Genomic DNA, 23,046 nt, shown 5'->3' with positions numbered 1-23,046 from the left:
GTGGATTAACGACGAGCTTTTTCCAGCTTGCCGCTGATCACCGTGAGTAATGCTGCACCTAATACCATCACTCCACCGACCCATGGTGTATGAATCAGTCCAATGGTATCGACGATGATTCCTCCCACGAAGGCTCCAATCGCAATGCCGAGATTGAAAGCAGCAATGTTCATGGCAGAAGCTACATCAACAGCACTTGGCACGTATTTTTCAGCCAACTGCACGACATATACCTGTAAGCCCGGTACGTTCATAAAAGCCAAGAGGCCCATCAGCATAATCGTGAGCGTTCCCACCCATTTGAAAGGAGCGGTAAATGTTAAGATGATCAGAATGATCGCCTGAATGATGAACATCCAGCGCAATGCTTTTATCGGATTCTTGTCAGCTGCTTTTCCCCCGACCGTATTTCCAATCGCTACCGCAATCCCATAGACGAGAAGAATCAGACTGACGGCACTCGCCTGATAACCCGTGATTTCTTCCAGAATCGGTCCTAGGAACGTAAAGGTTACAAAGGTACCGCCGTAGCCAAGTGCCGTAATCGCAAAGACAAGCAACAGTGACAAGTTTGTGATTATTTTCACTTGGTCTTTAATAGAAGCAACCTTGGCTTTCTTCAAATTGCTTGGTACCAGAATCGCTGTCGAGATAAGTGCAATCACGCCAAGAATGGCCACTCCCCAAAAAGTCGCTCTCCATCCAAACATTTGTCCAATAAACGTTCCCAAAGGCACGCCTGTAACGGTTGCAACAGTCAGACCCGTAAACATCGTCGCAATCGCGCTGGCACGCTTGTTTTCTGGCACCAGATCGGCTGCAATCGTCGAACCGATAGAGAAAAATACCCCATGAGAAAACGCAGTAAAGAAACGGGCAATAATTAATATCGCAAAGCTACTCGACAAGGCTGCCGCACTGTTCCCGACAACAAAGACAATCATTAAAAGCATGAGCAGTGTTTTGCGTGGGATTCGACTTGTGAGTGCTGTAATAATCGGTGCTCCAATAGCTACCCCTAATGCATATCCAGAAATAAGAAGTCCGGCTAAAGTGATGGTTACTTTCAAATCCTGTGCGACTGTAGACAACAAACCGACGATAACAAATTCAGTAGTCCCGATACCAAAAGCGCTGATTGCGAGAGCAAGTAAAGCAAGAGTGGAGTTTTTCGCACCAGTTGCTTGCTGCTTCACGTTGGATGTAATTGTGCTCATCTGAGTTGTATCCTCCCTTAATTTTTCTTGCCATTCACAAAGCAGGGCCCTTACTTATCATGATTGGCGAATATGTTGGATCTGAATGCTATTATGTCTCATGCCTCACTTGATAGGAAGTACGTACTTTCAAGTATCATAGGCACTAAAAAGTACCTTACACCAGTAATCAAGCAATAAAAAAAGCCGGGAAGACTGTCTCCCCGACTCATTACCTTATCTTTCTTGAAGCGCGACTTTTAATCCCAATAAGATGTAAACAGAACCTACGATTTTGCCACTCCAGCGGCCCAGCCAGGAAATTCGTTTCACCAGATGCCCCAATGGTCTGATGCTGATCGCAATCAACGCGGTGTAAAAGAACCCCAAGATGGCGAAAATCAGTCCCAAGACAAGGAATTGGAGAATGACTCCCCCACGCTCCGGATGTACGAATTGCGGCAGAAACGCCAGAAAGAACAACGCCGTCTTCGGATTCAGAACTTCTGCGAGGATGGCTTGCCCATACGATTGCAGCGGCGGCAACGGTGTTACTTTTGGCAGCTCTGGGTCAACCGGTTTTTCAAGCATGGCCCGAACTCCTAAATAGACCAAGTAAGCCGCTCCTGCAAATTTCACGAGATTGAATGCCCATGCAGATGTCATCAAAATCGCGGATAAACCGACCGCAGCAAAAATCGTATGAATAAAGTCGCCGGTAGCAATGCCCAGCCCTGCCATAATCCCTGCTTTACGTCCTCCCTGAACGGTACGCGTCGCCGTTAACAGGACAGCGGGTCCCGGAATTAAAAAGAGGCCGATCACAACAGCCAAAAATGCTCCCATGGTAGTCCAATCAAACATGTGCTCTCCCTCTTTGTATCGAATATTCAAATTCTCTTCCTATCATAAACGATGTGCAGCGAGAACGATACGTTTTAGGCTTACTTTTCGGCTTCATGAGCTCGTAGCGGAAACAAAATCGTGATGGTCGTTCCCTCACCCACTCTGCTATCCAACGAGATGATTCCCTTGTGTGCCTCCACGATCCCTTTCACAATCGTCAACCCCAATCCTGCTCCGCCGCGTTCCCTTGCTCGCGAGCGATCTCCCCGATAAAAACGTTCAAAGACGTACGGGAGGTCCTTTTGATCGATGCCTGTGCCGCTGTCCTTCACTTGCAAACGGACCATCGCACTCGGATTGTCTACCGTGACTACGACTTCTCCACCCGCTGGCGTATGCTTGCAGGCATTCGTCAACAAATTGGCCACGATTTGCGCCAGTCTCTGCCTGTCCCCTTTTATCCAAACAGCATGATCACCTTTGAAGTGAAAATTCACTTGTGCACGGGCAAACGTAGCACTCATTGACTTAGTGACTTCCTTGACAACCTCACGCAGTTCGACTTCTTCACTGCGCATTTGCAAGGAGCCCGACTCCACCTGGATCACCTGATCTAAATCGCGGACGAGACGGCTCAAACGCAGTACCTCAGACCTTGTGCTTTCGAGATTTTTGGGAGTTGCTTCCCAAATGCCGTCGATCATCCCCTCTACTTGTGCTAGCAAGGTGTTCAATGGTGTTCGCAATTCATGGGCAATATCGGAGGTCAGTCGCTTGCGTAGTTCTTCCTGATGCTCAAGACTTTGGACCAGGTTGTTAAAAGCAGCGACCAATGACGTAACTTCATCCTTGCCACGAGGCTCCGGTACGCGTGTGGACAGATTTCCCCGCGCGACTCGTTGCGCTGCGGTGCTCACCTGAACGACTGGACGCACCATAGTCCGGGCGAGCGGTATGCTGATGATAATGACCAGGATGAGTAGCACAGCCATCGTCCACAACGTCGTGTTTTTATGCGCCCATTGGAAATGACTTTCCAACGTCATATACGCACTCCGATCATCGTGGCTAATCACCAGTTGCCCGATCATGACCCCCTTACTGACAAGGGGAATCTTGTCTACACTGTAATTGCTCGTATGGACTGGACGTTTGCCCCACTCATTTTTCACTTGTTGCTGTTGATCGAGGAGTGTGATATGCAATCCCAAGACCTCGGAAATCGCTTCAAGCTTATGATAGGCTTCCGCTCCCCAGCCTTGATTGTCCTGATACGCCTGGAGTGCGACACGCGATATTTCTTGATTATGCTGATTTCGCACTTCATTGGCATACATCGAAAAATGAACATCCATTTCCTTCACGGATAACAACGAGGAAAAAAGAACTGCGCATGCGCCGACTGTCATGATCACAAAAGCGAGCTTTACCCAAATATGCTTCATCGTGTCCTCACTTCTTCATGGGATCGTCAAAGCGATAGCCCAATCCATACACCGTCTTGATATACTCCGGTTGCTTCGGGTCTGCCTCTATCTTTTGGCGAAGATTTTTGATATGCGTATCAATGGTTCGATCGTACCCTTCGAAATCAAAGCCCATGACCTCACGCACGAGCTCCTCCCTGCCCCACGTTCTCCCCGGATGACGGACAAGCGTTGTGAGCAAGCGGTATTCATTTGGCGTAACCTCCAAAGCGACTCCATTTTTCGTGACTCTCTTCTCATTCATCGATATGGTCAAGTCTCCCACCTCGATGAAATCGGAGAGTGTTGAATAATGGCCCGCACGACGCATGACGGCTCGAACACGCGCTACGAGTTCTCTCGGGCTAAAGGGCTTGATTAAGTAGTCATCAGCGCCAATCGTAAGCCCGCGAATCCGATCCGCCTCTCCACTTTTCGCCGTTAGCATCAAGATCGGGACACGAGACTCTTTGCGAATTTGGACGCAGACTTCTTCCCCGCTCAGATCGGGAAGCATCAGGTCCAAAATGATACAGGTCAATGAAATCGTCGTGGCCATTTCGACTGCTTCCTTGCCTGTTTGGGCGGTCAAAACATGATAGCCTTCCTTTTGCAGATAGGAGGACAATATTTCTAAAATTTGCGGTTCATCATCGACTAGCAAAATGGTAGACATGTGAATCCTCCCTACTCCCCTTGTGTTTGATCCTTTCCTTTTTTCCAGAAAAGCAAAAAGACGAGAGCACCTGCAAGCAAGGCAAAGAGCAAGCGAAACTTATTTTCACTAAAAGTAATCAGATCATGACCGACGAATGTTTCAAAAACCATCGACGGCACTTTTCCAAGCAAGGTCGCTACTAAAAATTGCACGAAGGTGATATTCGTCAAAGCCGCACCTAAATTGACCACACCGGAAGGCATCATCGGATTCAATCGGAGCAAAACGATGGCAAGGCATTTGCGAAAACTCGTTGTTCCATTGATGGCATGTACCCATTTGAACGATTTCAGCTTTTCGCGCCGATCTGCTTTTTGAATCGTGTAGCGGTAAAGGAAGAAGGCAATGCAAGCGCCAACCACCTCTCCTGTTAAGGAAATCAAGAACCCTCCGTACAAGCCAAACACAACCGCATTCGCACCCGATAAAAAAATGGACGGCAATACACCTGCCACACTGATCACGATGTTCAATAAAATACTACCGATAATCCCCAGCATCCCCAAAGAGCGAATCCACTCTGCCAGGGCTTCTATATTCGTTATCCAATCCATCCGTCTGTATGACTCCCCTCTGCTACTCTCTCTAGAGTAAACGAAACTTGTGAAGAAATCATGGAAAAAAGCAAAACAGCCGTAGCCTGATCGACTACGACTGATTGTATGATTGGATGCCCCTTTATTCTTCTGAGATCGCGATGTACAAATCCACTTGCGCGTTGTTGAGATCAGCGCAGCGCACTCCGTCATATCGTTCGAAATCTCCGGTAAATGTCCGCTTGTTCCCCGGTTGATGGGACCACTCCCACACCTTCGCCCACGCTTCCATCACAACCTCTACCATCGGGCCTACGCGAGTCGTAAATACGGCATAGGTAGAAGCCGGCAGAGTCTTGACCGTGAGCTCAGCAGGAAGCTCGCCGTTCTTTTCTACAACGGTTCCTACTAACAAGGAGTACTCGCCTGTCTCATCACTATCGTAATCGGAATACACACCCAGAACAATACCCGGCTCTTTTTGATGGGGAGTTTTGGAGGGATGCTCTTCTTGATAATAGCGCTGCCACAGTTCCCCAATTTTCGCATTCGGTCCACATTCCGCCTCATTGGTTGTCCGAATTTGCAAGCCTGCTACACGCATTTCATCCAGTTTGACAATCGTAGGGTTCATCATTAACCACACTCCTGAAAGAGTTTGTTTACATGACTTAGTATAACGACCATACCCTGACACCTATCTGTCAACGTTTTAAGGTTTATTCATATCGTTTCGCCATTTTTTTAACCGTATCACCAATTCTCTGCCTCACATGCGCAGGTTCATGTACACACAAGGCATCGCCAAAGCTAAGCAGCATACCATTTAACCACTCATCGTCTGTCATCTTCGTTCGTACCAGCAACGAGCCATCCTGCATGGTCTCTATCGCTTCGGACTCAAACATATCCCGTACCCTTACATGTACACGCGGCGCAAATTCGAGGACAAGAGAAATGCGCTCCGCTGAATCCCATTCTTCGAGCCATTCCAGTTTATCTACATGATACGGGCGAGGCGAAAACTCCTCTGCCAGCACAGACATGTCTGCAATCCGTGACAAGCGAAACAGACGATCCTCCTGGCGCTGTAAACAATAGCCATACACGTACCATACATAGCCTTTGATAATCAGTGTTACAGGCTCAATGGTGCGCTCTGTCGCATCGCCTTGCATTTTCGTATAAGTGATTCGCACACGAAGTCTTTTCTCGATGGCTTCCCGTAGCTTGTTTACTTTTTCGGCGATTGCCGGTGTACTGCCCCACGGATTAAAGTCGTAAACAACGGGATGAGCATTTCCTTGCAGAGAGGTTGGTGCAGTGGTGAGCAACGCTTTTATTTTTTCCAGAAGCTGTCCGATTTGCTTATCGTCTGTGGAGGAATGAACTCCTTTTAGCGCAGCAATAACGGCAACCAGCTCGTCCAAGGATAAGTATTGCCGATCGATCGTAAAATTCTCCATGATCTCGTATCCACCGCTTGCCCCAGGGTACGCTACGATCGGAATTCCGGCTGCATTAATGGTTTCCAAATCCCGATAGACCGTACGCAAGGATACTTCAAAGTGGTCGGATAGTTCACGAGCGCTCACGCGGCGCTTATTCAACAGCATGATGACAATAGCGAGTAGCCGTTCTACCTTCATGATCGACCCCACATTTCTGATGGAAGTTTGAGTCAACATAGTGGTGGAGAAGAAAAAGCACAGTTCTCTTCGACTCTGACACGCCCACAAGAGGGATTGACTGTCCGTCTCCACTTAAAAAAGGGGACCGTCGAGCCAAAGCCACCCTACGGGCGGAAGCTTCTCGAGGAAGAAGTGTTCGACAAGCGTGGTCCCCTTTTTTAAGTTCCGACTGGGTAGGCGTTGTCAAGGTCTACGAGCCCTGTGCTTTTTCTTCTTACCAGCTCTGTTGGTTTATCGATACCTTTTAAAACTTAGAAGATTATTATGTATCAATAATCATACAAAAAAGGAATCTGCAGCCAAAAACTTGCTGCACATTCCCTTTTTGCCTTGCTACATTCGAAACTATACGCCCATACGTCTGCGTTGATTGTTTGGTTTTTTGGTGAGCTGGCTTTTCATCGATTGATTTTGCGCCTTTTGGTTCAGTGGGTTATTCGCCTGTGCTTGCGCTTGTTTCTTCTCCGCCATTTTGCGCTTCATTGCCTCTTGCAGGCTGATTTTCCCAGGCTTTTGCTCGGTGGTATCTTTTTCGTTTTGGTTTGGCTCCGTCATGCGTAGCAACTCCTCATAGAAATTGGTTATCTTCTATGTATTCTAGTGCAAGACAGGAGGAAGCGCCAGTGGGAATCTACCCGTTAATCGCCCGAAGCTGTGATAATTTTACTCCACTCGCCTGGTACTTCAAAATTTCCTCCAAAAGTTCTGCAAGGTAAGCACCCGCCTCAATCGGTAGCGTGCCACCCTTATGAATATTAGAAATAACCGTACGATCCGATTCTACCGTATTGGCATCTGGTTTGTAAATCATGTAAGCACTGAGACTTTCTGCTGTCGCTAGCCCCGGTCTTTCTCCGATCAAGGAAATGACGACCTTGCAATTGACGATGGACGCGACCTGGTCCTGAATCCAGACGCGGCCTTTGTGAATAAACACTGGTTTTCCGACACTGATGTTGCGCATGGACAATCCCTGCATCAATGAAGGCAAGAGGTCTGGAATGGTCGCCTCACATGCAGAGGTGCTCAGTCCGTCCGAGATGACGATTTGAACGTCTTTGTTTTTATCCCCATTCTGCTCCAGCCAGCGAGCGGACTCATCCGATAGCATCCGTCCGGAGTCGAGGTTCATTAAATACTCCTCCATGCTCGTCGCTCTTGATTGGAGGACAGGTAGCTGCAGACTCTCGATCAGCTGCGGACTGATGGTTTTCATGACCGCATCGCGTGCTGCTGCCTGATCAATCCGAAATTGGAGGTAGCTTCCCGTCTTCATCCGGGTACCCGCCCGCCCGATTCCGATGCGAGCCGGCGTTCGCTTCATCGCTTGCTCCAATGCTTCTGGATTGTTCGGGTTCTTGACACCGCATTGCTTTTGCTCAGGAAAATGAATAACTCCTTGACCTTTTTTGGACAGCTCATCGATTACGCGCTGGACCAGATCGTCCATATTGATCTGTTTCATTTTGCTTACCTCCCCACTCGTTAGTCAAAAATGGTTAAATCGCCTGCACGCTCTGTCAAACGACCATTTTCCATAATGCCCATTTTTTCCAACCATTTCTCGAATTCCCGGAGAGGTCGCAGTCCCAAGAGCTCGCGGTAGCTGGCGTCATCGTGGTAGCTCGTGTCTTGGTAACTGAGCATGACATCGTCCCCACCCGGTACGCCCATATAAAAATTCGCCCCTGCCAAGGTCGTCAGCATCCCTGCAATCTCCTGGTCATTCTGATCCGCATACATATGATTCGTATAAGTCGGAGCGATTCCCATCGGCAAACCATGTAGCTTGCCCATGAACAAGTCCTCCAGATCGGCACGAATCATCTGTCTGCCATCATAAAGTGTTTCTGGTCCGATAAAGCCAGAGACGTTATTGACCATAAACGGCTTCCAGTGACGGCAAAATCCGTACGTACGCGCTTCCAGCGTCTGCATATCGACGCCTTCATGGGAGTCCAGCGACACTTCAGAGCCTTGCCCTGTCTCAAAATACATGACGTTCGGTCCCGACGCTGTTCCTTTTCGGAGCATCAAATCCATGGCCTCATCCAAAATCTCCTTGTTCACGCCAAACGCATCATTCGCGCGTTGTGAACCTGCCAGACTTTGGAACATCAGAGAAATGGGCGCTCCGCCGCGAAGAGCCTGCATCTGTGTCGTGATGTGGGCCAGTACGCAGTTTTGCGTAGGGATTTCCCACTTCTGCATGAAATCATGCGTCATTTTCAAGAGTTTGGTAACGCTTTCAACGGAGTCATTATTAGGGTTAATTCCAATGACAGCGTCGCCTGATCCATATGACAAGCCTTCCTTCATCGAAGCCATAATGCCATCGGGATCATCGATAGGGTGATTCGGCTGGCAGCGGAACGCCAATCTTCCGGGCTCGCCAATCAATGTGTTGCAATAGGCTTGATGCTTCATTTTTTGTGAAGCCATGACCAAGTCGATACTGGACATCAGCTTGGCGGTAGCGGAAATCATCTCACTTGTGAGGCCACGGCTAATTCTTGTGAGCTCAGGCATTCCTGTGGAAAACGACAAGATATACTCCCGTAGCTCCCCTACTGTCCAATTTTTAATCTCATTGTAAATGGAGAGATTGATATCATCATAAATGATCCGTGTCACTTCGTCTTTTTCGTACGGAATGACTGGATTTTCATATATATCACGAAGTTGCATTTCGCTTAATACGACTTTGGCCGCCATCCGCTCCAGTGCGGAATTGGCTGCTAGTTTACTCATGTGATCGCCAGACTTTTCTTCACTCGCTTTAGCCAATACATCACGAACCGAAGTAAACTGGTAATGCTGTTTACGTACAACGCAAGCCAATTTCATCTCTAGCTTCACTCACTTTCTTTTCAACTTTCCGTAAACTCTATCTCATGGAACGTAAAAAAGCGCTTCGAAACATAAGACGAAATGCTCGCCTTGGTCCAAGCGCCGTTGCTCTTCATACGATTCACTTTTTTGCGTTCATTGTTTGCCCGTCAGCACGAACTCCACTGCCGGTAGCAGTTCTTCCTCCATGACGGGTTTGACCAGATAGGCACATATCCCTTTTGCTTTGGCTTGCATGACCATGTCCTTTTGACTGTAAGCAGTCAAGAGAAGGATAGCCGCGTCCGAATGCTCTCGGATAATCCCAGTCGCTGTCAAACCGTCCATAATTGGCATTTTGACATCCATAATAATGAGATGCGGGTTCCACATTTGCGTCAATCGAACGGCCTCTTTGCCGTTTTTTCCTTCAGCTACAACGTTATATCCCTGCTCTTGCAACATCTCGACCAGGTCCATACGCGTTATGGGGTCGTCGTCTATGATGATGACTCGATAATGCTGACGCAATACTCCACCTCCCGATCACCATTGAACGGATGTGCCAACTGCTCATCATTTCCATACGCAACCGACGCCGTTGTCGGTTTATCGCATATTTCTGAATACGTTTATTATATCTATATTTTCAGGCTAATTCCAGCTTAAATCCAGTCCATGAGCGTCAGAGATGGCATTTCCATGAACTATCCGTTTCTCCTAAAACCGCCCCTCTCACGGTACTCTTCTCGCCGAGTCTTGTCTTCGCCTAAAAAAATCAATGTACGATTTTCGGCTGCAACCATTTTGGGTGAGCGATAAAATGAAAATATAAAAATCGAGGGGGAAAAGAATGATAACGGCCGAGATGAAGTCCGAGTATTATCAGGCGTTACTGGATAAAAATTCAGAATATGAAGGTGTCTTTTTTGTTGGAGTCAAGACAACTGGCGTATTCTGTCGCCCGACATGTCCAGCAAGAAAGCCTAAGTTTATTAATTGTGAGTTTTTTGATCATGCCAAACAAGCACTTCTAGCCTCATTCCGGCCCTGCCAGCGCTGCCGTCCACTTTCACATCCCAATCATGTTCCAGAGCTTGTGCGTCTGCTAGTAAGCGCTGTAGAAGAAAACCCCGAGCAGCGCTGGACGGAAAAAGATTTTCAAAGATTATCCGTGGACGCTGCAACAGCGCGACGCCAATTCAAAAAACGTTTTGGCATGACGTTCGTCGAATATGCAAGGGCGCGACGTATGGGGATTGCACTGAAAGAAATCAGAGAAGGAAAAGCAATCATCGATGCCCAACTATCCACCGGATACGAGTCCAGCAGTGGTTTTCGAGACGCATTTTCACGAATTATGGGGGCAGCACCTACTCTTCTTGGAGATCATCATGTCTTAAAGGCATCGTGGCTGGATACGCGATTGGGTCCCATGATAGCTATCGCGGATGAAGAAACGCTACATCTACTTGAATTCGTAGATCGCCGCGGCTTGGAACGAGAAGTTGAACGTCTTAGACAAAGAACGAAGTCAGCGATTATCCCTGGCTCTACAGCGCCAATTCGTTCGATTGAACGTGAGTTAATCGAGTATTTTGACGGAAAGTTAACAGAATTTGCAACGCCTTTGTTTATGTGCGGATCGCCTTTTCAAAAAATGGTCTGGGAGCATTTACAAAAGATCCCCCCCGGTCAAACTTCATCCTATTCCGAGGTTGCAGCAGCTATTGGGAAACCAAGCGCCTTTCGTGCTGTCGCTCAAGCAAATGGTGCGAATCAGTTAGCGATTGTCATTCCTTGTCACCGTGTCATCAACTCCAATGGTGATTTGGGTGGGTACGGAGGAGGACTTTCACGCAAACGCTGGCTGCTTCATCATGAAAAAGAAACGCCCGCCCCGTTTGACTCGGATTTGTGAAAAAATAGGCAAATGGATCATGGATGAATAAGCAAAGGAGTGTACAATTTGAGAGCCTTACAATCGAATAAATGGGCTGTTTTATCTGTGGTCACGCTTGTTTCGTTCCTTACTAACTTAGACGCAACGATTGTGGTTATCGGTCTTCCTGCTATCATGGAAGATTTGCGTATTCCGATCAACATTGGTATGTGGACGATTACCGCGTTCTACATCATGAGCACATTATTTTTGCTTCCCGCTGGGCGTTGGTCGGATATGCTCGGAACCAAGCGCATTTTTTTATGGGGGCTCACCTTGTTCACGATTTCCACTGCGCTTTGCGGTCTTGCGAACTCAGGCGCAACACTGATCGGTGCACGACTCCTTCAGGGAACTGGTGCGGCAATGGCAATGGCATCAGCAACACCAATCCTCATACGGACATTCCCACCCAATCAGCTCGGAATCGCTCTCGGGATTAACAACATATCATGGGTGACTGGATCACTCATCGGTCCGGTGATCGGAGGCGCGCTTATCGGTGGTTTCGGATGGCGATCCATCTTTTTTGTAGCTGTCCCCGCTGGAGTCATTGGTTTGATCGCTGGCCTCCTGGTTCTCAAAAACACGCCCCCAATCGAAAAGGGCAAGACTGACTGGCCCGGCATTTTGACCTTTGGACCAGGTTTAGTCGCTCTGCTTGTCGCACTGTCTGAGGGGCAGTCTTGGGGTTGGACATCGGTACCCACACTTAGCCTCTTTGCAACAGCTCTACTTTTATGGATAGCATTCGTACTTATCGAGCTACGTGTTCGGCATCCACTTTTTCCTCTAAGCCTTTTCACCTATCGAAACTATTCGATTGGTCTTGGAATCACGATGAGTTATTGCATTGGTTACTTCGCTGTCACCATTCTCCTGATGCTATATCTGCAAGGGGCACATCGCTTAAGCCCTTTGGAAGCTGGATTGTTATTGATCCCATTATCGATTCCCCAACTCTTCACGGCACCCTTTGGCGGTAAACTTGCCGACCGTTTTGGCCCCGTGCGCATGATTCTGTTAGGATCATTCCTAATTGGCTTAGCCCTTCTGCTACTTGGACAACTTAGTGCTCAGTTATCGAACATGGCTGTGATTATCCCGCTTCTTATCATATCCGCCGCCACTGGTCTGTCCTGGCCTTCGCTTGCAAAAGCAGTCCTATCTGCTGCTCCGCAAGAGCGCGCTGGCTCCGCTTCAGGTATGTTCTGGACTGTCTACGAAATGTGTCGGGCAATAAGTCAAGCTCTTTCATTGGTAGTTGTACAGCTAAGCGCCAAGTCTTCATCCGTCTTGCCACTATTTTCCGAAACGCGAGCGGGAGAAATCGCTCAATCGAAGAGTGCCTTGATCTATGCAACGAACAACGGTTTCCGATTCTTCGCCATCTTCTTCGCTATCGCAATCGTGTTAGTTTTTTTTCTCATCAGGCCACAATTGAAGAAAGATAGCTGGAAGGAGAAGAAAATAGTCCGTCAGTCTGGATGAGCTGTGCAAGCATTGAGATCATCTTCCCCACCCGTCAGGTGGCGGCAATCGACACGTTGGTGGCACTCCTTCCTCGCAAAAATGCCCTCGCATACGCAAGGGCATTTTTGTTCTTACTGCGCTTTTTCTGTTATTTTTTGACGTAGGTTATCTACGAGCTCGGACATTTTCACTTCGCCCAAAATCTCCTCCATGGCATGCTGCGCACGGGTCAAAATCAACTCCAGCACAAACTGTATATTCGCTCCCACTGGACAATCGGGATTCGGTTGCTCATGGATGTGAAAAAGTTGCCCTTCTTCTACGACATCGACTGCACGGTAAATCTCTAGAAGCGTGATTTGATCCAGTTCCTTGGCGAGTGAAGCGCCGCCAGCTCCGGCACGTACGTTCACGAGCCCAGCCTTCTTCAACAGCCCCAGCACACGTCGGATCACGACCGGATTCGTATTCACACTACCTGCGATCCATTCGGAAGTGCAATGCGAATTAGAATCAATGGAAAGCAGTGATAAGATGTGGACCGCAATGGAGAAACGGCTGCTGATTTTCATACGTTGTCACCCTTTCGTTGTAATGATTATAGTTACACCTCATACGAGAAGTCAAGTTAACCATACCGTCACATTTCTTCGCGTCGAACTTTTACTCATTCTACTATAATGACTTTGTCAAGTGTTCCCGTAATCTGGAAGGAGTGTTGACAAATATGATGCTTCCACAAATTGAAGTTACGCCTGCTACAGCCTTAATAGATGTTCCCATCCACATTACACTTAGCGGGTTTGTCCCGAATCAATTAATCACCCTTCATGCCACTCTGAAAAATGGGTTGCCTGGAGGAGATTTGACTGCATCATCACACGCCATCTTTCAAGCGGACGAAAATGGCTCAGTCGATTTGGTTTCTCAAGCCCCCTTGTTTGGTACGTATGAGGGAATTGATCCGATGGGGCTGTTCTGGTCTATGAATGTCCAGACCATGCGGTTTTATCATGCTTATTCTCTGGACGACTTTCAGTTCACCCCACGCTCCACCGAGATAGAATTAACGGCAGAAGTCTACGATAAACCCGTAGCGAAAGCAGTCGTGAAACGTATTTTTGTCTCCCGTGATGTATCGATACAGAAAGTGACAGACCACGGGCTAGTCGGTCTGTATTTTTCAAAACCTCACACTGAGCAAAGACCCGCCATTGTCGTACTTGGTGGAAGCGAAGGTGGAATTGGTTCCTGCTCACAATTCGCTGCTTTGTTCGCCTCTCACGGCTATCCGGCGCTAGCACTCGCTTACTTCCAATGCAATGATCTTCCTGACGATATTCGCCAGATCCCGATCGAATATGTTCAACGAGCCATTCATTGGCTACAGCAGCAGCGCTCCGTACATCCTGATAAAATTACGTTATTCGGACGTTCAAAAGGAGCAGAATTGGCATTAGTCACAGCATCGATCGATCAACACGTACATGCTGTTATTGCTTCGAGTCCTAGCTCCACTGTTACTATCGGAACGGATAAGGCATTCGCCGGATCAGACACGTTCTCCCCGCAATCTTCTTGGTCATTTCAAGGAGAACCTCTTCCATTCGTGCCATGGACAGAGGAGCAGACAAAAGTCTCACAGGAGCGACTCGACGCAGGTCAACGGATTGATCACATCCATGCTGAAGCGTGGGCTGCTTGTGAGTGGTTAGAAGATGCCGAAATCCCGGTGGAAAAAATCAATGGCCCGATCCTCTTCCTCTCCTCGGATGACGATCACTGGTGGCCAGCAGCAGAGCATTGCGAGCAAATGGTGCAACGGCTGAAGGATTATCAGTTTGCTCATTCAGTGGTGCATTTGCGTTACGCGGATACAGGACATGGAATCCGCTTTCCTTACATACCGACTACCCGCACACAGCTCAATGGTGGTACGCCTAAAAACAACGCCTACGCTTCCGAGCACTCTTGGCGTGAGGTTCTTCAGTTTTTGGAGCGTACTTTTCCAAAGTAAAACAGGGAAAGCCTACTCGTATGACGAAGTAGGCTTTACAATCTATCATTTTAGAAAGGATGTATTGCCCTATGGACTGCCTATTTTGCAAAATTGTAAACGGAGACATTCCGTCTAAAAAAGTGTATGAGGACGAGCATGTACTGGCTTTTCACGACATTAACCCTGTTGCCCCTGTACACGTCCTGATGATTCCGAAAAAGCATATTCAATCCGTTCTGGCTATCGCGCCTGAGGACAAGGAGCTAATCGGTCACCTTCATCTATCGCTGCAAAAAGTAGCAGAAACAATGGGCGTGAACGAGGATGGCTTCCGTATCGTGACCAACATTGGCAAACACGGACAACAAACCGTTTTCCATCTGCACTACCACCTCATCGGAGGCAGACAATTGGAGTGGCAATTCTAATCGATATCAGCTACTACTCCCTTTGATAGGCAATGTGGCGGGCGATACCTTCACCGTGAAACCTTCCATTTTCGATAAAAATGGCGTTTGCGTGATGGCCCGCCGCAATGACTCCCGCTATATAGAGACCTGGAATGTTCGTCTCCATCGTCTCTGGATGATGCGCCGGGATTCCCGTTTCCACTTCAATCATAACCCCTAACGAATGAAGGAAGGTACGATCCGGACGGTATCCAATCAAAGAAAACACATGGTCATTGGCAAGCGTAATGACTTCCTCCCCTGTTTTTACCCTGATGGAACGCTCCTCAATGCTCTCGACTGTTGCACCGAACAGCATATGGATGCGTCCTTTTTTGATCAGACTCTCAAAAACAGGCCTTGTCCATGCCTTGACCTTGTCGGAAAGCTCCGTTCGGCGGCAAATCACCGTTACTTCTGCTCCTGCCCGCTCCAGCTCCATCGCCGCGTCTACGGCAGAGTTGTTACCCCCTACTACCGCTACTTTCAGCCCTGTATACGGATGTGCTTCCTTGTAGAAGGACGAAACCTTCGGCAATTCCTCACCTGGTACATCCAGCCTATTCGGATTATCAAAGTAACCTGTGGCGATCACCAAGTTTTTCGCTTCATACCTATGTGTTTTGGCGAATCGGTCCGTTGTCGTGACTTGAAAGCCAGCTGGCATTTTCTTCGCTTCTGTCACCGTTTCATATACGTTCACGCGCAATTTTTCTCGCGCTGCTACCAGTCGATAGTAATTGAGTGCCTCCTGTCTGGTAGGCTTGTCGTTCGCCGTTGCAAAAGGTACACTCCCAATCTCCAGTAAATCAGGTGTGCTATGAAAAATCATATAGGTCGGGTAGCGATAAATCGAATGGACAAGCGACCCTTTTTCAATAATGATAGGATCAAGTCCAGCTCGCTTGCAGGCAATAGCCGCTGCCAGTCCACAAGGCCCTCCGCCTACAATCAGTACGTCTTCCATTTCTCTCCGCCTCGCTTCATTCTCTCTATATTCTTATTCCTCCATCATATCATATCGTGCATCCACCAAAAGAGTTCGGGTACCCCTGCAAGGTTTCTACCAAAATCTGACCAATGAAAGATTGGTTCTTCCTCCTTATACTGGATGTATGATGAAAAAACAAAACATACATATCTGGTTAGTCTCCTTTGCTTTTCTGGTGTACGGTCTCTCTTTTGCAATGGGAGTCCCTTCATCCACCGCATCGACGAAAAATTTAAAAGATATCGCAAACAGCTATGCAAAAGAGCAAATCCGTTCGCTACATGCGGCAGGTGTCATCGCTGGGGATGAAAACGGGTATTTTCACCCTACTCGCCCGGTGACGCGTGCTGAGTTTGTCGCGATGCTCACACGAACGCTCGGTATTAAACCGGTGGCCAGCAACGTCGCAGCCTATTCGGATGTCCCGAAAAACTCTTGGGCACACGGGTATGTACAAGCTGCTGCTGGTCTTAACATCGCGAATGGCATTGGTCCTACTACTTTTGCTCCAAAGCGGACGATCTCTCGCGAAGAGGCCGCTGCGTTTCTCGTACGCGCACTGGAACAGAGCATTTCGCCTTCTTACCAGTTGTCCGTGAAGGATGCCAATGCGATTTCGAGCTGGGCACGCGCCTCAGTCAGCCACGCCATGCAGAAAAAATGGTTGGTTGGCTACAATGGCTACTTCCGCCCGACTCAAGCACTATCGAGAGAAGAAACGGCTGTTATTTTGCATCGAATTCAGGAGAATCTGAAGAAGCAAAACGTTACAGCAAAGCCGCTTGTCTCTCTCGGATGGCAATACCAATCCACGACAGAGGAGTTCATTGCCCAGGTCAAGAAAAGCGGAGTCAACACGCTGTCGCCGCGTTGGTACTTCCTGCAAAAAGACGGAACGATTAGCGACTTTTCGGATGCTTCACTCGTCCATTGGGCACATGCAAATGGAAAGCAGGTGTGGCCGCTATTCGGGAATAAATTCAATTCCGATGCCACTCACGCCATGCTGTCTGATGCCAAAAAACGAAAAGCAGCGGTTCAAAAGCTGGCTTCTTTCATTGACAAGTACCAGCTGGATGGAATCAATGTCGATTTTGAAGGGTTCTCCCCTACAGATCGAAATAACTTCACCTTGTTCATCCAGGAGCTCGCGACTACTCTTCACGCAAAAGGTGCTGTGCTGTCCATAGATATTCCGCCAGATGGTCTAGCAGACTGGAGCGCTCCATTTGACTTTGCCAAATTAGCAAAGCATGCGGATTATCTGGTAGTCATGGCCTATGATCAGCATTGGGCAGGCGGGCCAAAAGCTGGCTCCGTGTCATCCTTGCCATGGTTGAAAAAAGTCATCACCGACTTGCTCGACGACGTTCCAGCCCAAAAGCTGATTGTCGGATTGCCTCTGTACACACGAGATTGGTACCAATCCAAGGGAGTCCTGAAATCAACGGACCTCAGTATCCCTCAGTCGTACCAGCTGCTCTCTCAATATAGAGCCAGGACGGTCTGGGATGATAAAATTGGGCAATACCGGTCCACGTATCAAAAACAAGGCGTCACGCATTCCATCTGGCTGGAAGAGAGCCGCTCCATGGGGCTCAAGGTTCAGGCCAGCCTGCAATGGAATATTGGTGGACTGGCATACTGGTACGTTGGTTCAGAATCGACCGATATGTGGACAGCAATCGCCAATTCGATGACCCTGAAGCATGCACGTGAAAAACTGTAACAATCATGAACAGAAGCGCCTTCGTCCGGCTACAGCCGTGGCAGAGGCGCTTCTTTTTGTTTAAGCTAGGCAATTCCTAATAAGTCCCGGATGAGCCTGCGCCTCCAGGATGTTTGGGCGCCTCGACGACTTCATCCTTCGACGCTTTTCGAGTCTCAAATAAATCGGTGCTGCCTGCTGCGTGCGTCCCCAGTACTTTCAATTCTTTATTTTCCACTTCCTGATTGTTTTGTTCAGTCAATTGTGATCCCTCCAGAATGCAAGTTAGATGTAGTTTGTCTCCTCTTAACGATTATTAGACAATCTTGAAGGATAAATCGGGTATACCCAATAAGCTCCTATTTTGAAAGAGCGAAAAGTTCCGTATATGGAAATGCTACAGAGTCCGGCGTAATAAATTTAGTTTCCGACATCGATTATTTGGAGCGGTATAGCTGTCCGCATGCCGCGTTAATGTCCGATCCGAATTGAGTTCGGACCGTAATGCTGATACCCTTTGACTTCAATATCCGAACAAACGCTTTAATCCGATCAGGATCAGATTGCCGATAACTGTCTGGCGTAACATCGGTGGAATTGAATGGAATCAGGTTAACATGGTAGAGATGTTCCCCAGGTCCCCTTCCCCTTAACAACTCAGCAACTGCTTCCGCATGCGCCGTCGAGTCGTTGACTCCTCGAAGAAGAATATACGCAATATACACCTTTCTCCCGGTATGCCGGATATGACAATCCAATGCCTTCAGCACGTCGCGGACTGGGAATCGGTCGTTGATCGGCATCAGCTCGCTTCTCTGATCATCAAATGGCGAATGCAGCGAGAAGGTTAGATTGACCTGCGGAAATTCCCGTGTCAGCTTTTCAATCCCCGGCAACAGGCCGATGGTGGAAATCGTAATTCGTCGATGTCCTAAACCAAAGAGATGCGGGTCGGTTAAAATCGTCATTGCATCAAATATATGCGGGTTGGCAAGCGCCTCCCCCATACCCATGAATGATACGCTGTCCAAGGCGTGGCCGTTTAAGCGAAAGTGCAGTAATTGGTCGGTAATTTCGTCGGCGGTCAGATTTCGTTTCAAGCCGATGGTACCGGTGGCGCAAAACCTGCACGCGAATCCGCAACCGCACTGCGTGGAAATACAATACGATTTCCACCCCCGCTCATAAGTAAGTCGTACGGCCTCCACGCGTTCGTCGCCCGCAATGGCAAACAGCACCTTGCTGACCTGTTTCGACGTGAGTTCCTTTACCGGAACGGTGCTGCAGACGTTCGGACCAAGAATTCGGGTCAACTCATCACGCAAAAATTTGGGCAGTATGGTCATCCGTCCGTATTCGCCGATGTTTTGCTTGAAAATCGCGTCCATAATCTGAGCAGACCGATACTCGGGCTGCTTGAAGTCGGACAATATTCGCCGAATGGTTTCATATTTCGAGGATAGTCTCATGTCTTCTCCCTACCGCCGGAGAAAACGTAAAAAAGCAACCGTCAGTTGGCACTTTGACACGTCATTTTAACCAACTATACAGAAACAGCGCATACGTTTGCAGACGGATCGCTACGTGCATCTGTCGATAGATTGGTAAACCTCCGGCAACCGATTTGTTTTTTTGTGAACCGCTTCACCTAACAGGAACCGGTTCACACAATCATCTACAACCTCAATCTCCATCACTTTCATCCTCCTAAAATTGGTTTGTCTCTTTCAGTTCCACAATCTTTGTCGCGATATGCTTGCAAAACTCGCTGTCATGCTCCACAAAAAGGATGGTCGGAGAATGCTCCAGCAACAGTTCTTCGATTTGCATCCGGGAAATGACATCGACAAAATTGAGCGGTTCGTCCCAAACATGCAAATGAACCTGATCGCAGAGGCTTTTCGCGATCAGCACCTTTTTCTTCTGACCGCCGCTAAAAGAAGCGATGTCCTTTTCGAATTGCAAGCGCGAAAAATCCAATTTCCTTAATATCGATTTGAACAGGCTTTCGTCAATCCCGCTGTTTCTAGCGAATTCGGACAAATTGCCCCGCAAGTGTGAGGTGTCCTGCGAAACGTAGGATATTTTCAACTGGCTCCCTCTTCGAAACGTGCCGCAATAAGGAATTTCCTCGCCGCAAATCAGTTTGAGCAAGCTGGATTTGCCTGAGCCGTTCGGACCGGAGAGCGCAATGCGGTCCCCTTGCTCTACAGTAAAGCTGACGTCGCGGCAAACCTTCTTCTCGCCGTAATGAATCGAAACGCGGTCAAACTCAACTAATTGCTGTTTGTGATACGCCAGCTGAGATATTTTCAGGCTTTCCGAGCTTTCGATGTTTTTAAGTAGCTGGGATCTTTCCTCGATCGCGGATTGTTGCCTTTGCTCGATCGATTTGGACTTCTTCATCATTTTGGCAGCCTTGTGACCGATGTACCCTTTATCGACCTTGGAGCCGGAGTTGCGGGTGCCGTTTTTTGTTTTTTCCACTTTGTGCGACCAGTTACTCGTCCGCTTGGCTGCTTCGGACAGCCGCTTGATGTCCTTCCTCAGCTTTTCGTTCTCGGCGATCTCAAAGTTGTCCTGTCGCTGTTTGTTCTCCCACCATTCAGAAAAATTTCCTTTCTGGATTTCGATATTCGTCTTGTTGATCGAAAGAATGTGGTCCACGCTGTTGTCAAGAAACGCCCGGTCGTGCGACACCAAAATAAATCCGCTCTTGCCGTTCAAATAATCGCTGACCAGCTTCCGAGCATGAAGGTCCAGATGGTTTGTCGGCTCGTCAATGAGCAAAAAACGGTTTTCCTTCAAAAATAGGGCCGCCAGTAGCACCTTCGTTTGTTCTCCGTTGGACAACGATTCGAACGGCCGGTATAACACGTCCTCGGACACCTTCAGCAGCGAAAGCTCGCGCAGAAGCTGCCAGTACTCGTAGTCCGGATAGATGTCGGCGACGATGTCGACGGTATTGTTCTCTTTGTGTTCAACGTGGAATGGGAAATACTCGAAACTGACATTAGCCGAAATCGTTCCGCTGTATTCGTATTTGCTGAGCAGCAGATTGAGAAACGTAGTCTTATCCCGTCCGTTTCTCCCCGTAAAGCCCAATTTCCAGTCGGTATCAATTTGAAAGCTTACATTCTCAAAGATGTTGTCGTAACTGCCGTCATAGGCAAACGTTAGGTTCGTTACCTTGATCAATGACATGTCGGTAATCTCCTTTGTCAAAATAAAAAAGAGCTACAAGAAAGTTACCTTTCTTGTAGCTCAAAAAAATACGACAAATCCAGCCCGGTTTAGGGAATGAAAAGGGTATATTTTTTGAGTGAAAAGAATAAGGTAACTTTCTTGCCCATGAAGAACAAAACAAACTTTGCTTTATTCTTCAAAAAGTGGCAAAAAATATTACATTATCCTCTTCAACTCCAATCGTTAAGTGTCAGCACGATATTAACATACCCGCTTATACACTGCAACATACTAACATGACAACCCAATAAATCTAACTGCCCGTTAACATAATGAACCTGCGAGTCTACAACTGAATTTCAGCATGAGTATCTTGGTGTTCTGCATGGGATTGCCCTCCTTTCTTCATACTGAAAGGGAGCAGAAGGAGGAAAGGTTCTTGCCGGATATTTTGATGAGCCCTGAATTAAAAAGAAAAACAGAGGAAGCGATCCGAGGTCTCACATTTACGAAAAATTTCCGTTCTGCAACAGCCGAGGAATGGTATCTGTTTTTGCCGGGATACCGAGATCCGCAGACAGAAGGGGCATGCGGGAAAGTATTCATTCATTACGACTTGATCGGAAATCGGGATGTGTTCATCAACACCACCGTGATTTTCGATGACCCAAAACTGCATGACCCTGCTCTGCATCCACTGGTTTACGCAGTGGTAGATGAGGCCGTCAATCGTTTGGTGGGCTATGCAAATACGTTGCTTTCGGTACATGCAGGCTCCAATTCGTACTCGGCTGAATACGTGAGTTAGCACCACTTTACAAATGTCCGTTGGATAATCTTGCTACTTCAGGAGGGAACACGATGAAAAACAACGATAAAGATTTGCTTCAGGCAGTCGAGGAGGTTGCCGACAAAACGTACGACCCATCCTTTTACAAAAGTGAATCGCTAACAGAGCAAGGGCTTGCTATTACCCACGAACAAGTCAGCGACAATTACATGGAAGGAACAAATGACGGAAAAATCGATGAAAATGCTGGACAAAAAAATATCGAGATACCTCGCACCGGCTACGAAAACATGTTTTAAATCATTTCTCCATTTTTTCTTTGAATATCCATCGATTCTATACAAACACTATCAGAGGTTGACAGTAACCCAATTCGATTTCAGGAGGCTATTATGCAACGATTTGCTGCTCATGAGTTTTTGGAAACACAAGAAGCACTCCGCTCCAAACACGCCGCGATTGAAATGCACGGAGTACTTGCCGAGATGGCACAAGACCCTCAATTAACAAGCATCATTAACAGACATCAGCAAATGATCATGAACGCATACCAGCAAGGGATTAGTCTCTTGCAGGGAAAAGGCTTCAACATTGCACCAGCTCCTATTCAATTGCGTGTAGCACAACCTACAGCAGTTGGTCTTAATAACCCGCAGATGGCTGCTCCCAACCCACACCCGACACGCTTGTCAGATATGACGATTGCTACCCTGATGCTGAACTGGCATAAAGCGGGATCGGCAATTGGCATGCTCTGGGCAGCTGAGTGCGTAGATCCAAGTATCCGGCAATATCATGTAAATGGTGCAAATGCTTGCCAGCAAATGGCTTATGAAACCTGGCAATACATGAATGCCAAAGGCTACTACCAAGCTCCGCAGCTTGCCGATCATACGATGAACACAATGATTAACGCCTACCAGCCTCAACAACAAATGCTCCTGTAAGCAAAAAACCGTCCTTGTTTGGACGGTTTTCATCTTATGCTAGGCATGGCATACCGGAATAAGAAAAACCACCTTCCTGCTTCCGGAAGGTTTTGTTTGTTAGGATGGGTAGCGATCTCGTACGGTCTCGGTATTATTAGACCAGCCCCAGCTTTCTATTGGTTGTTCCTCATGACCACTGCCTTTAGTAGCTTGTAAATTCTGGATGTCTTGTCCTTCTTCGTCATGCTTCGAATGGTTATCCTGCAAGTTTTTTGGCAAATCCATAGTTCTCCCCCT

General features: G+C 47.8%; 25 protein-coding genes. 8 read left to right on the top strand and 17 right to left on the bottom strand.

The genetic code is table 11. From position 1 onward, the window contains the following. Positions 1-5: 5 nt before the first annotated feature. The 11 genes from ACKKE8_RS14635 to ACKKE8_RS14585 form a co-directional block, all read right to left on the bottom strand. On the bottom strand, positions 6-1,217 hold the full coding sequence (locus ACKKE8_RS14635; protein WP_409178768.1) for an MFS transporter: 1,212 nt from the start codon (positions 1,215-1,217) through the stop codon (positions 6-8). A 216-nt stretch (positions 1,218-1,433) separates the two neighbouring features. Next, the gene (locus ACKKE8_RS14630; RefSeq protein WP_409178767.1) at positions 1,434-2,060 is read right to left on the bottom strand and encodes a LysE family translocator; all 627 of its coding nucleotides are present in this window, start codon (positions 2,058-2,060) and stop codon (positions 1,434-1,436) included. A gap of 80 nt (positions 2,061-2,140) precedes the next feature. Then, the gene (locus ACKKE8_RS14625) at positions 2,141-3,487 is read right to left on the bottom strand and encodes a sensor histidine kinase (RefSeq protein ID WP_409178766.1); all 1,347 of its coding nucleotides are present in this window, start codon (positions 3,485-3,487) and stop codon (positions 2,141-2,143) included. Between the two features lie 7 nt (positions 3,488-3,494). Next, entirely contained in the window at positions 3,495-4,184 is a 690-nt protein-coding gene (locus ACKKE8_RS14620) for a response regulator transcription factor (RefSeq protein ID WP_409178765.1), read from the bottom strand. A gap of 11 nt (positions 4,185-4,195) precedes the next feature. Then, positions 4,196-4,780 (bottom strand): TVP38/TMEM64 family protein, encoded by a 585-nt coding sequence (locus tag ACKKE8_RS14615; protein WP_409178764.1) that lies wholly within the window; start codon positions 4,778-4,780, stop codon positions 4,196-4,198. Between the two features lie 124 nt (positions 4,781-4,904). Next, positions 4,905-5,399 carry a GyrI-like domain-containing protein gene (locus ACKKE8_RS14610; RefSeq protein WP_409178763.1) on the bottom strand — a complete coding sequence of 165 codons (495 nt, stop codon included), beginning with the start codon at positions 5,397-5,399 and terminating at the stop codon, positions 4,905-4,907. An 82-nt stretch (positions 5,400-5,481) separates the two neighbouring features. Beyond that, a complete protein-coding gene (locus ACKKE8_RS14605) occupies positions 5,482-6,411 on the bottom strand; it encodes a helix-turn-helix transcriptional regulator (RefSeq protein WP_409178762.1) in 930 nt (309 codons plus the stop codon). A gap of 387 nt (positions 6,412-6,798) precedes the next feature. Next, a complete protein-coding gene (locus ACKKE8_RS14600) occupies positions 6,799-7,008 on the bottom strand; it encodes a hypothetical protein (protein ID WP_409178761.1) in 210 nt (69 codons plus the stop codon). Positions 7,009-7,084: 76 nt separating this feature from the next. Next, positions 7,085-7,918: an ethanolamine ammonia-lyase subunit EutC gene (gene eutC, locus ACKKE8_RS14595; protein ID WP_409178760.1), complete on the bottom strand. Its 834-nt coding sequence runs from the start codon at positions 7,916-7,918 to the stop codon at positions 7,085-7,087. 20 nt (positions 7,919-7,938) lie between these two features. Beyond that, positions 7,939-9,300 (bottom strand): ethanolamine ammonia-lyase subunit EutB, encoded by a 1,362-nt coding sequence (locus tag ACKKE8_RS14590; RefSeq protein ID WP_409178759.1) that lies wholly within the window; start codon positions 9,298-9,300, stop codon positions 7,939-7,941. A 138-nt stretch (positions 9,301-9,438) separates the two neighbouring features. Next, complete coding sequence (locus tag ACKKE8_RS14585) at positions 9,439-9,813, bottom strand: response regulator (RefSeq protein WP_007727358.1); 375 nt, start codon at positions 9,811-9,813, stop codon at positions 9,439-9,441. A 322-nt stretch (positions 9,814-10,135) separates the two neighbouring features. On the opposite strand from ACKKE8_RS14585, the gene ACKKE8_RS14580 reads away from it, so the two are divergent. Next, complete coding sequence (locus ACKKE8_RS14580; protein WP_409178758.1) at positions 10,136-11,203, top strand: bifunctional transcriptional activator/DNA repair enzyme AdaA; 1,068 nt, start codon at positions 10,136-10,138, stop codon at positions 11,201-11,203. A gap of 48 nt (positions 11,204-11,251) precedes the next feature. Then, complete coding sequence (locus ACKKE8_RS14575; RefSeq protein ID WP_409178757.1) at positions 11,252-12,715, top strand: MFS transporter; 1,464 nt, start codon at positions 11,252-11,254, stop codon at positions 12,713-12,715. 113 nt (positions 12,716-12,828) lie between these two features. Here ACKKE8_RS14575 and ACKKE8_RS14570 read toward each other — a convergent pair whose 3' ends face one another. After that, a complete protein-coding gene (locus ACKKE8_RS14570; RefSeq protein ID WP_056493098.1) occupies positions 12,829-13,269 on the bottom strand; it encodes an Rrf2 family transcriptional regulator in 441 nt (146 codons plus the stop codon). Between the two features lie 155 nt (positions 13,270-13,424). On the opposite strand from ACKKE8_RS14570, the gene ACKKE8_RS14565 reads away from it, so the two are divergent. Next, positions 13,425-14,714: an acyl-CoA thioesterase/bile acid-CoA:amino acid N-acyltransferase family protein gene (locus tag ACKKE8_RS14565; RefSeq protein WP_409178756.1), complete on the top strand. Its 1,290-nt coding sequence runs from the start codon at positions 13,425-13,427 to the stop codon at positions 14,712-14,714. 71 nt (positions 14,715-14,785) lie between these two features. Then, positions 14,786-15,124, top strand: coding sequence for a histidine triad nucleotide-binding protein (locus ACKKE8_RS14560; protein ID WP_409178755.1), 339 nt, complete (start codon positions 14,786-14,788; stop codon positions 15,122-15,124). A 13-nt stretch (positions 15,125-15,137) separates the two neighbouring features. Here ACKKE8_RS14560 and ACKKE8_RS14555 read toward each other — a convergent pair whose 3' ends face one another. Then, on the bottom strand, positions 15,138-16,112 hold the full coding sequence (locus ACKKE8_RS14555; protein WP_409178754.1) for a YpdA family putative bacillithiol disulfide reductase: 975 nt from the start codon (positions 16,110-16,112) through the stop codon (positions 15,138-15,140). A gap of 151 nt (positions 16,113-16,263) precedes the next feature. Between ACKKE8_RS14555 and ACKKE8_RS14550 the strand changes: the two genes are divergently transcribed. Next, positions 16,264-17,865 (top strand): glycosyl hydrolase family 18 protein, encoded by a 1,602-nt coding sequence (locus ACKKE8_RS14550; RefSeq protein WP_409178753.1) that lies wholly within the window; start codon positions 16,264-16,266, stop codon positions 17,863-17,865. A gap of 76 nt (positions 17,866-17,941) precedes the next feature. Here ACKKE8_RS14550 and ACKKE8_RS14545 read toward each other — a convergent pair whose 3' ends face one another. The 3 genes from ACKKE8_RS14545 to ACKKE8_RS14535 form a co-directional block, all read right to left on the bottom strand. Beyond that, positions 17,942-18,106: a hypothetical protein gene (locus ACKKE8_RS14545; RefSeq protein ID WP_012686282.1), complete on the bottom strand. Its 165-nt coding sequence runs from the start codon at positions 18,104-18,106 to the stop codon at positions 17,942-17,944. A 175-nt stretch (positions 18,107-18,281) separates the two neighbouring features. Continuing rightward, complete coding sequence (locus ACKKE8_RS14540) at positions 18,282-19,313, bottom strand: Cfr family 23S rRNA (adenine(2503)-C(8))-methyltransferase (protein WP_409178752.1); 1,032 nt, start codon at positions 19,311-19,313, stop codon at positions 18,282-18,284. Between the two features lie 238 nt (positions 19,314-19,551). Continuing rightward, complete coding sequence (locus ACKKE8_RS14535) at positions 19,552-21,048, bottom strand: Lsa family ABC-F type ribosomal protection protein (protein ID WP_409178751.1); 1,497 nt, start codon at positions 21,046-21,048, stop codon at positions 19,552-19,554. Positions 21,049-21,469: 421 nt separating this feature from the next. Between ACKKE8_RS14535 and ACKKE8_RS14530 the strand changes: the two genes are divergently transcribed. The 3 genes from ACKKE8_RS14530 to ACKKE8_RS14520 all read left to right on the top strand — a co-directional run bounded on the left by ACKKE8_RS14530 (position 21,470) and on the right by ACKKE8_RS14520 (position 22,767). Then, positions 21,470-21,838 carry a hypothetical protein gene (locus tag ACKKE8_RS14530; protein WP_409178750.1) on the top strand — a complete coding sequence of 123 codons (369 nt, stop codon included), beginning with the start codon at positions 21,470-21,472 and terminating at the stop codon, positions 21,836-21,838. Between the two features lie 53 nt (positions 21,839-21,891). Beyond that, on the top strand, positions 21,892-22,119 hold the full coding sequence (locus ACKKE8_RS14525) for a YozQ family protein (RefSeq protein ID WP_409178749.1): 228 nt from the start codon (positions 21,892-21,894) through the stop codon (positions 22,117-22,119). Between the two features lie 93 nt (positions 22,120-22,212). After that, positions 22,213-22,767: a spore coat protein gene (locus ACKKE8_RS14520; protein WP_409178748.1), complete on the top strand. Its 555-nt coding sequence runs from the start codon at positions 22,213-22,215 to the stop codon at positions 22,765-22,767. Between the two features lie 99 nt (positions 22,768-22,866). Here ACKKE8_RS14520 and ACKKE8_RS14515 read toward each other — a convergent pair whose 3' ends face one another. Then, on the bottom strand, positions 22,867-23,034 hold the full coding sequence (locus tag ACKKE8_RS14515) for a hypothetical protein (protein WP_409178747.1): 168 nt from the start codon (positions 23,032-23,034) through the stop codon (positions 22,867-22,869). Positions 23,035-23,046 lie beyond the last annotated feature (12 nt).

This window comes from Brevibacillus fortis (genome assembly GCF_046196545.1).
In the GTDB taxonomy this organism is placed as follows: Bacteria; Bacillota; Bacilli; order Brevibacillales; family Brevibacillaceae; genus Brevibacillus; species Brevibacillus fortis_A.
The sequence above is the reverse complement of the archived record's forward strand: the minus strand, read 5'-3'. Positions and strand labels throughout refer to the sequence as shown.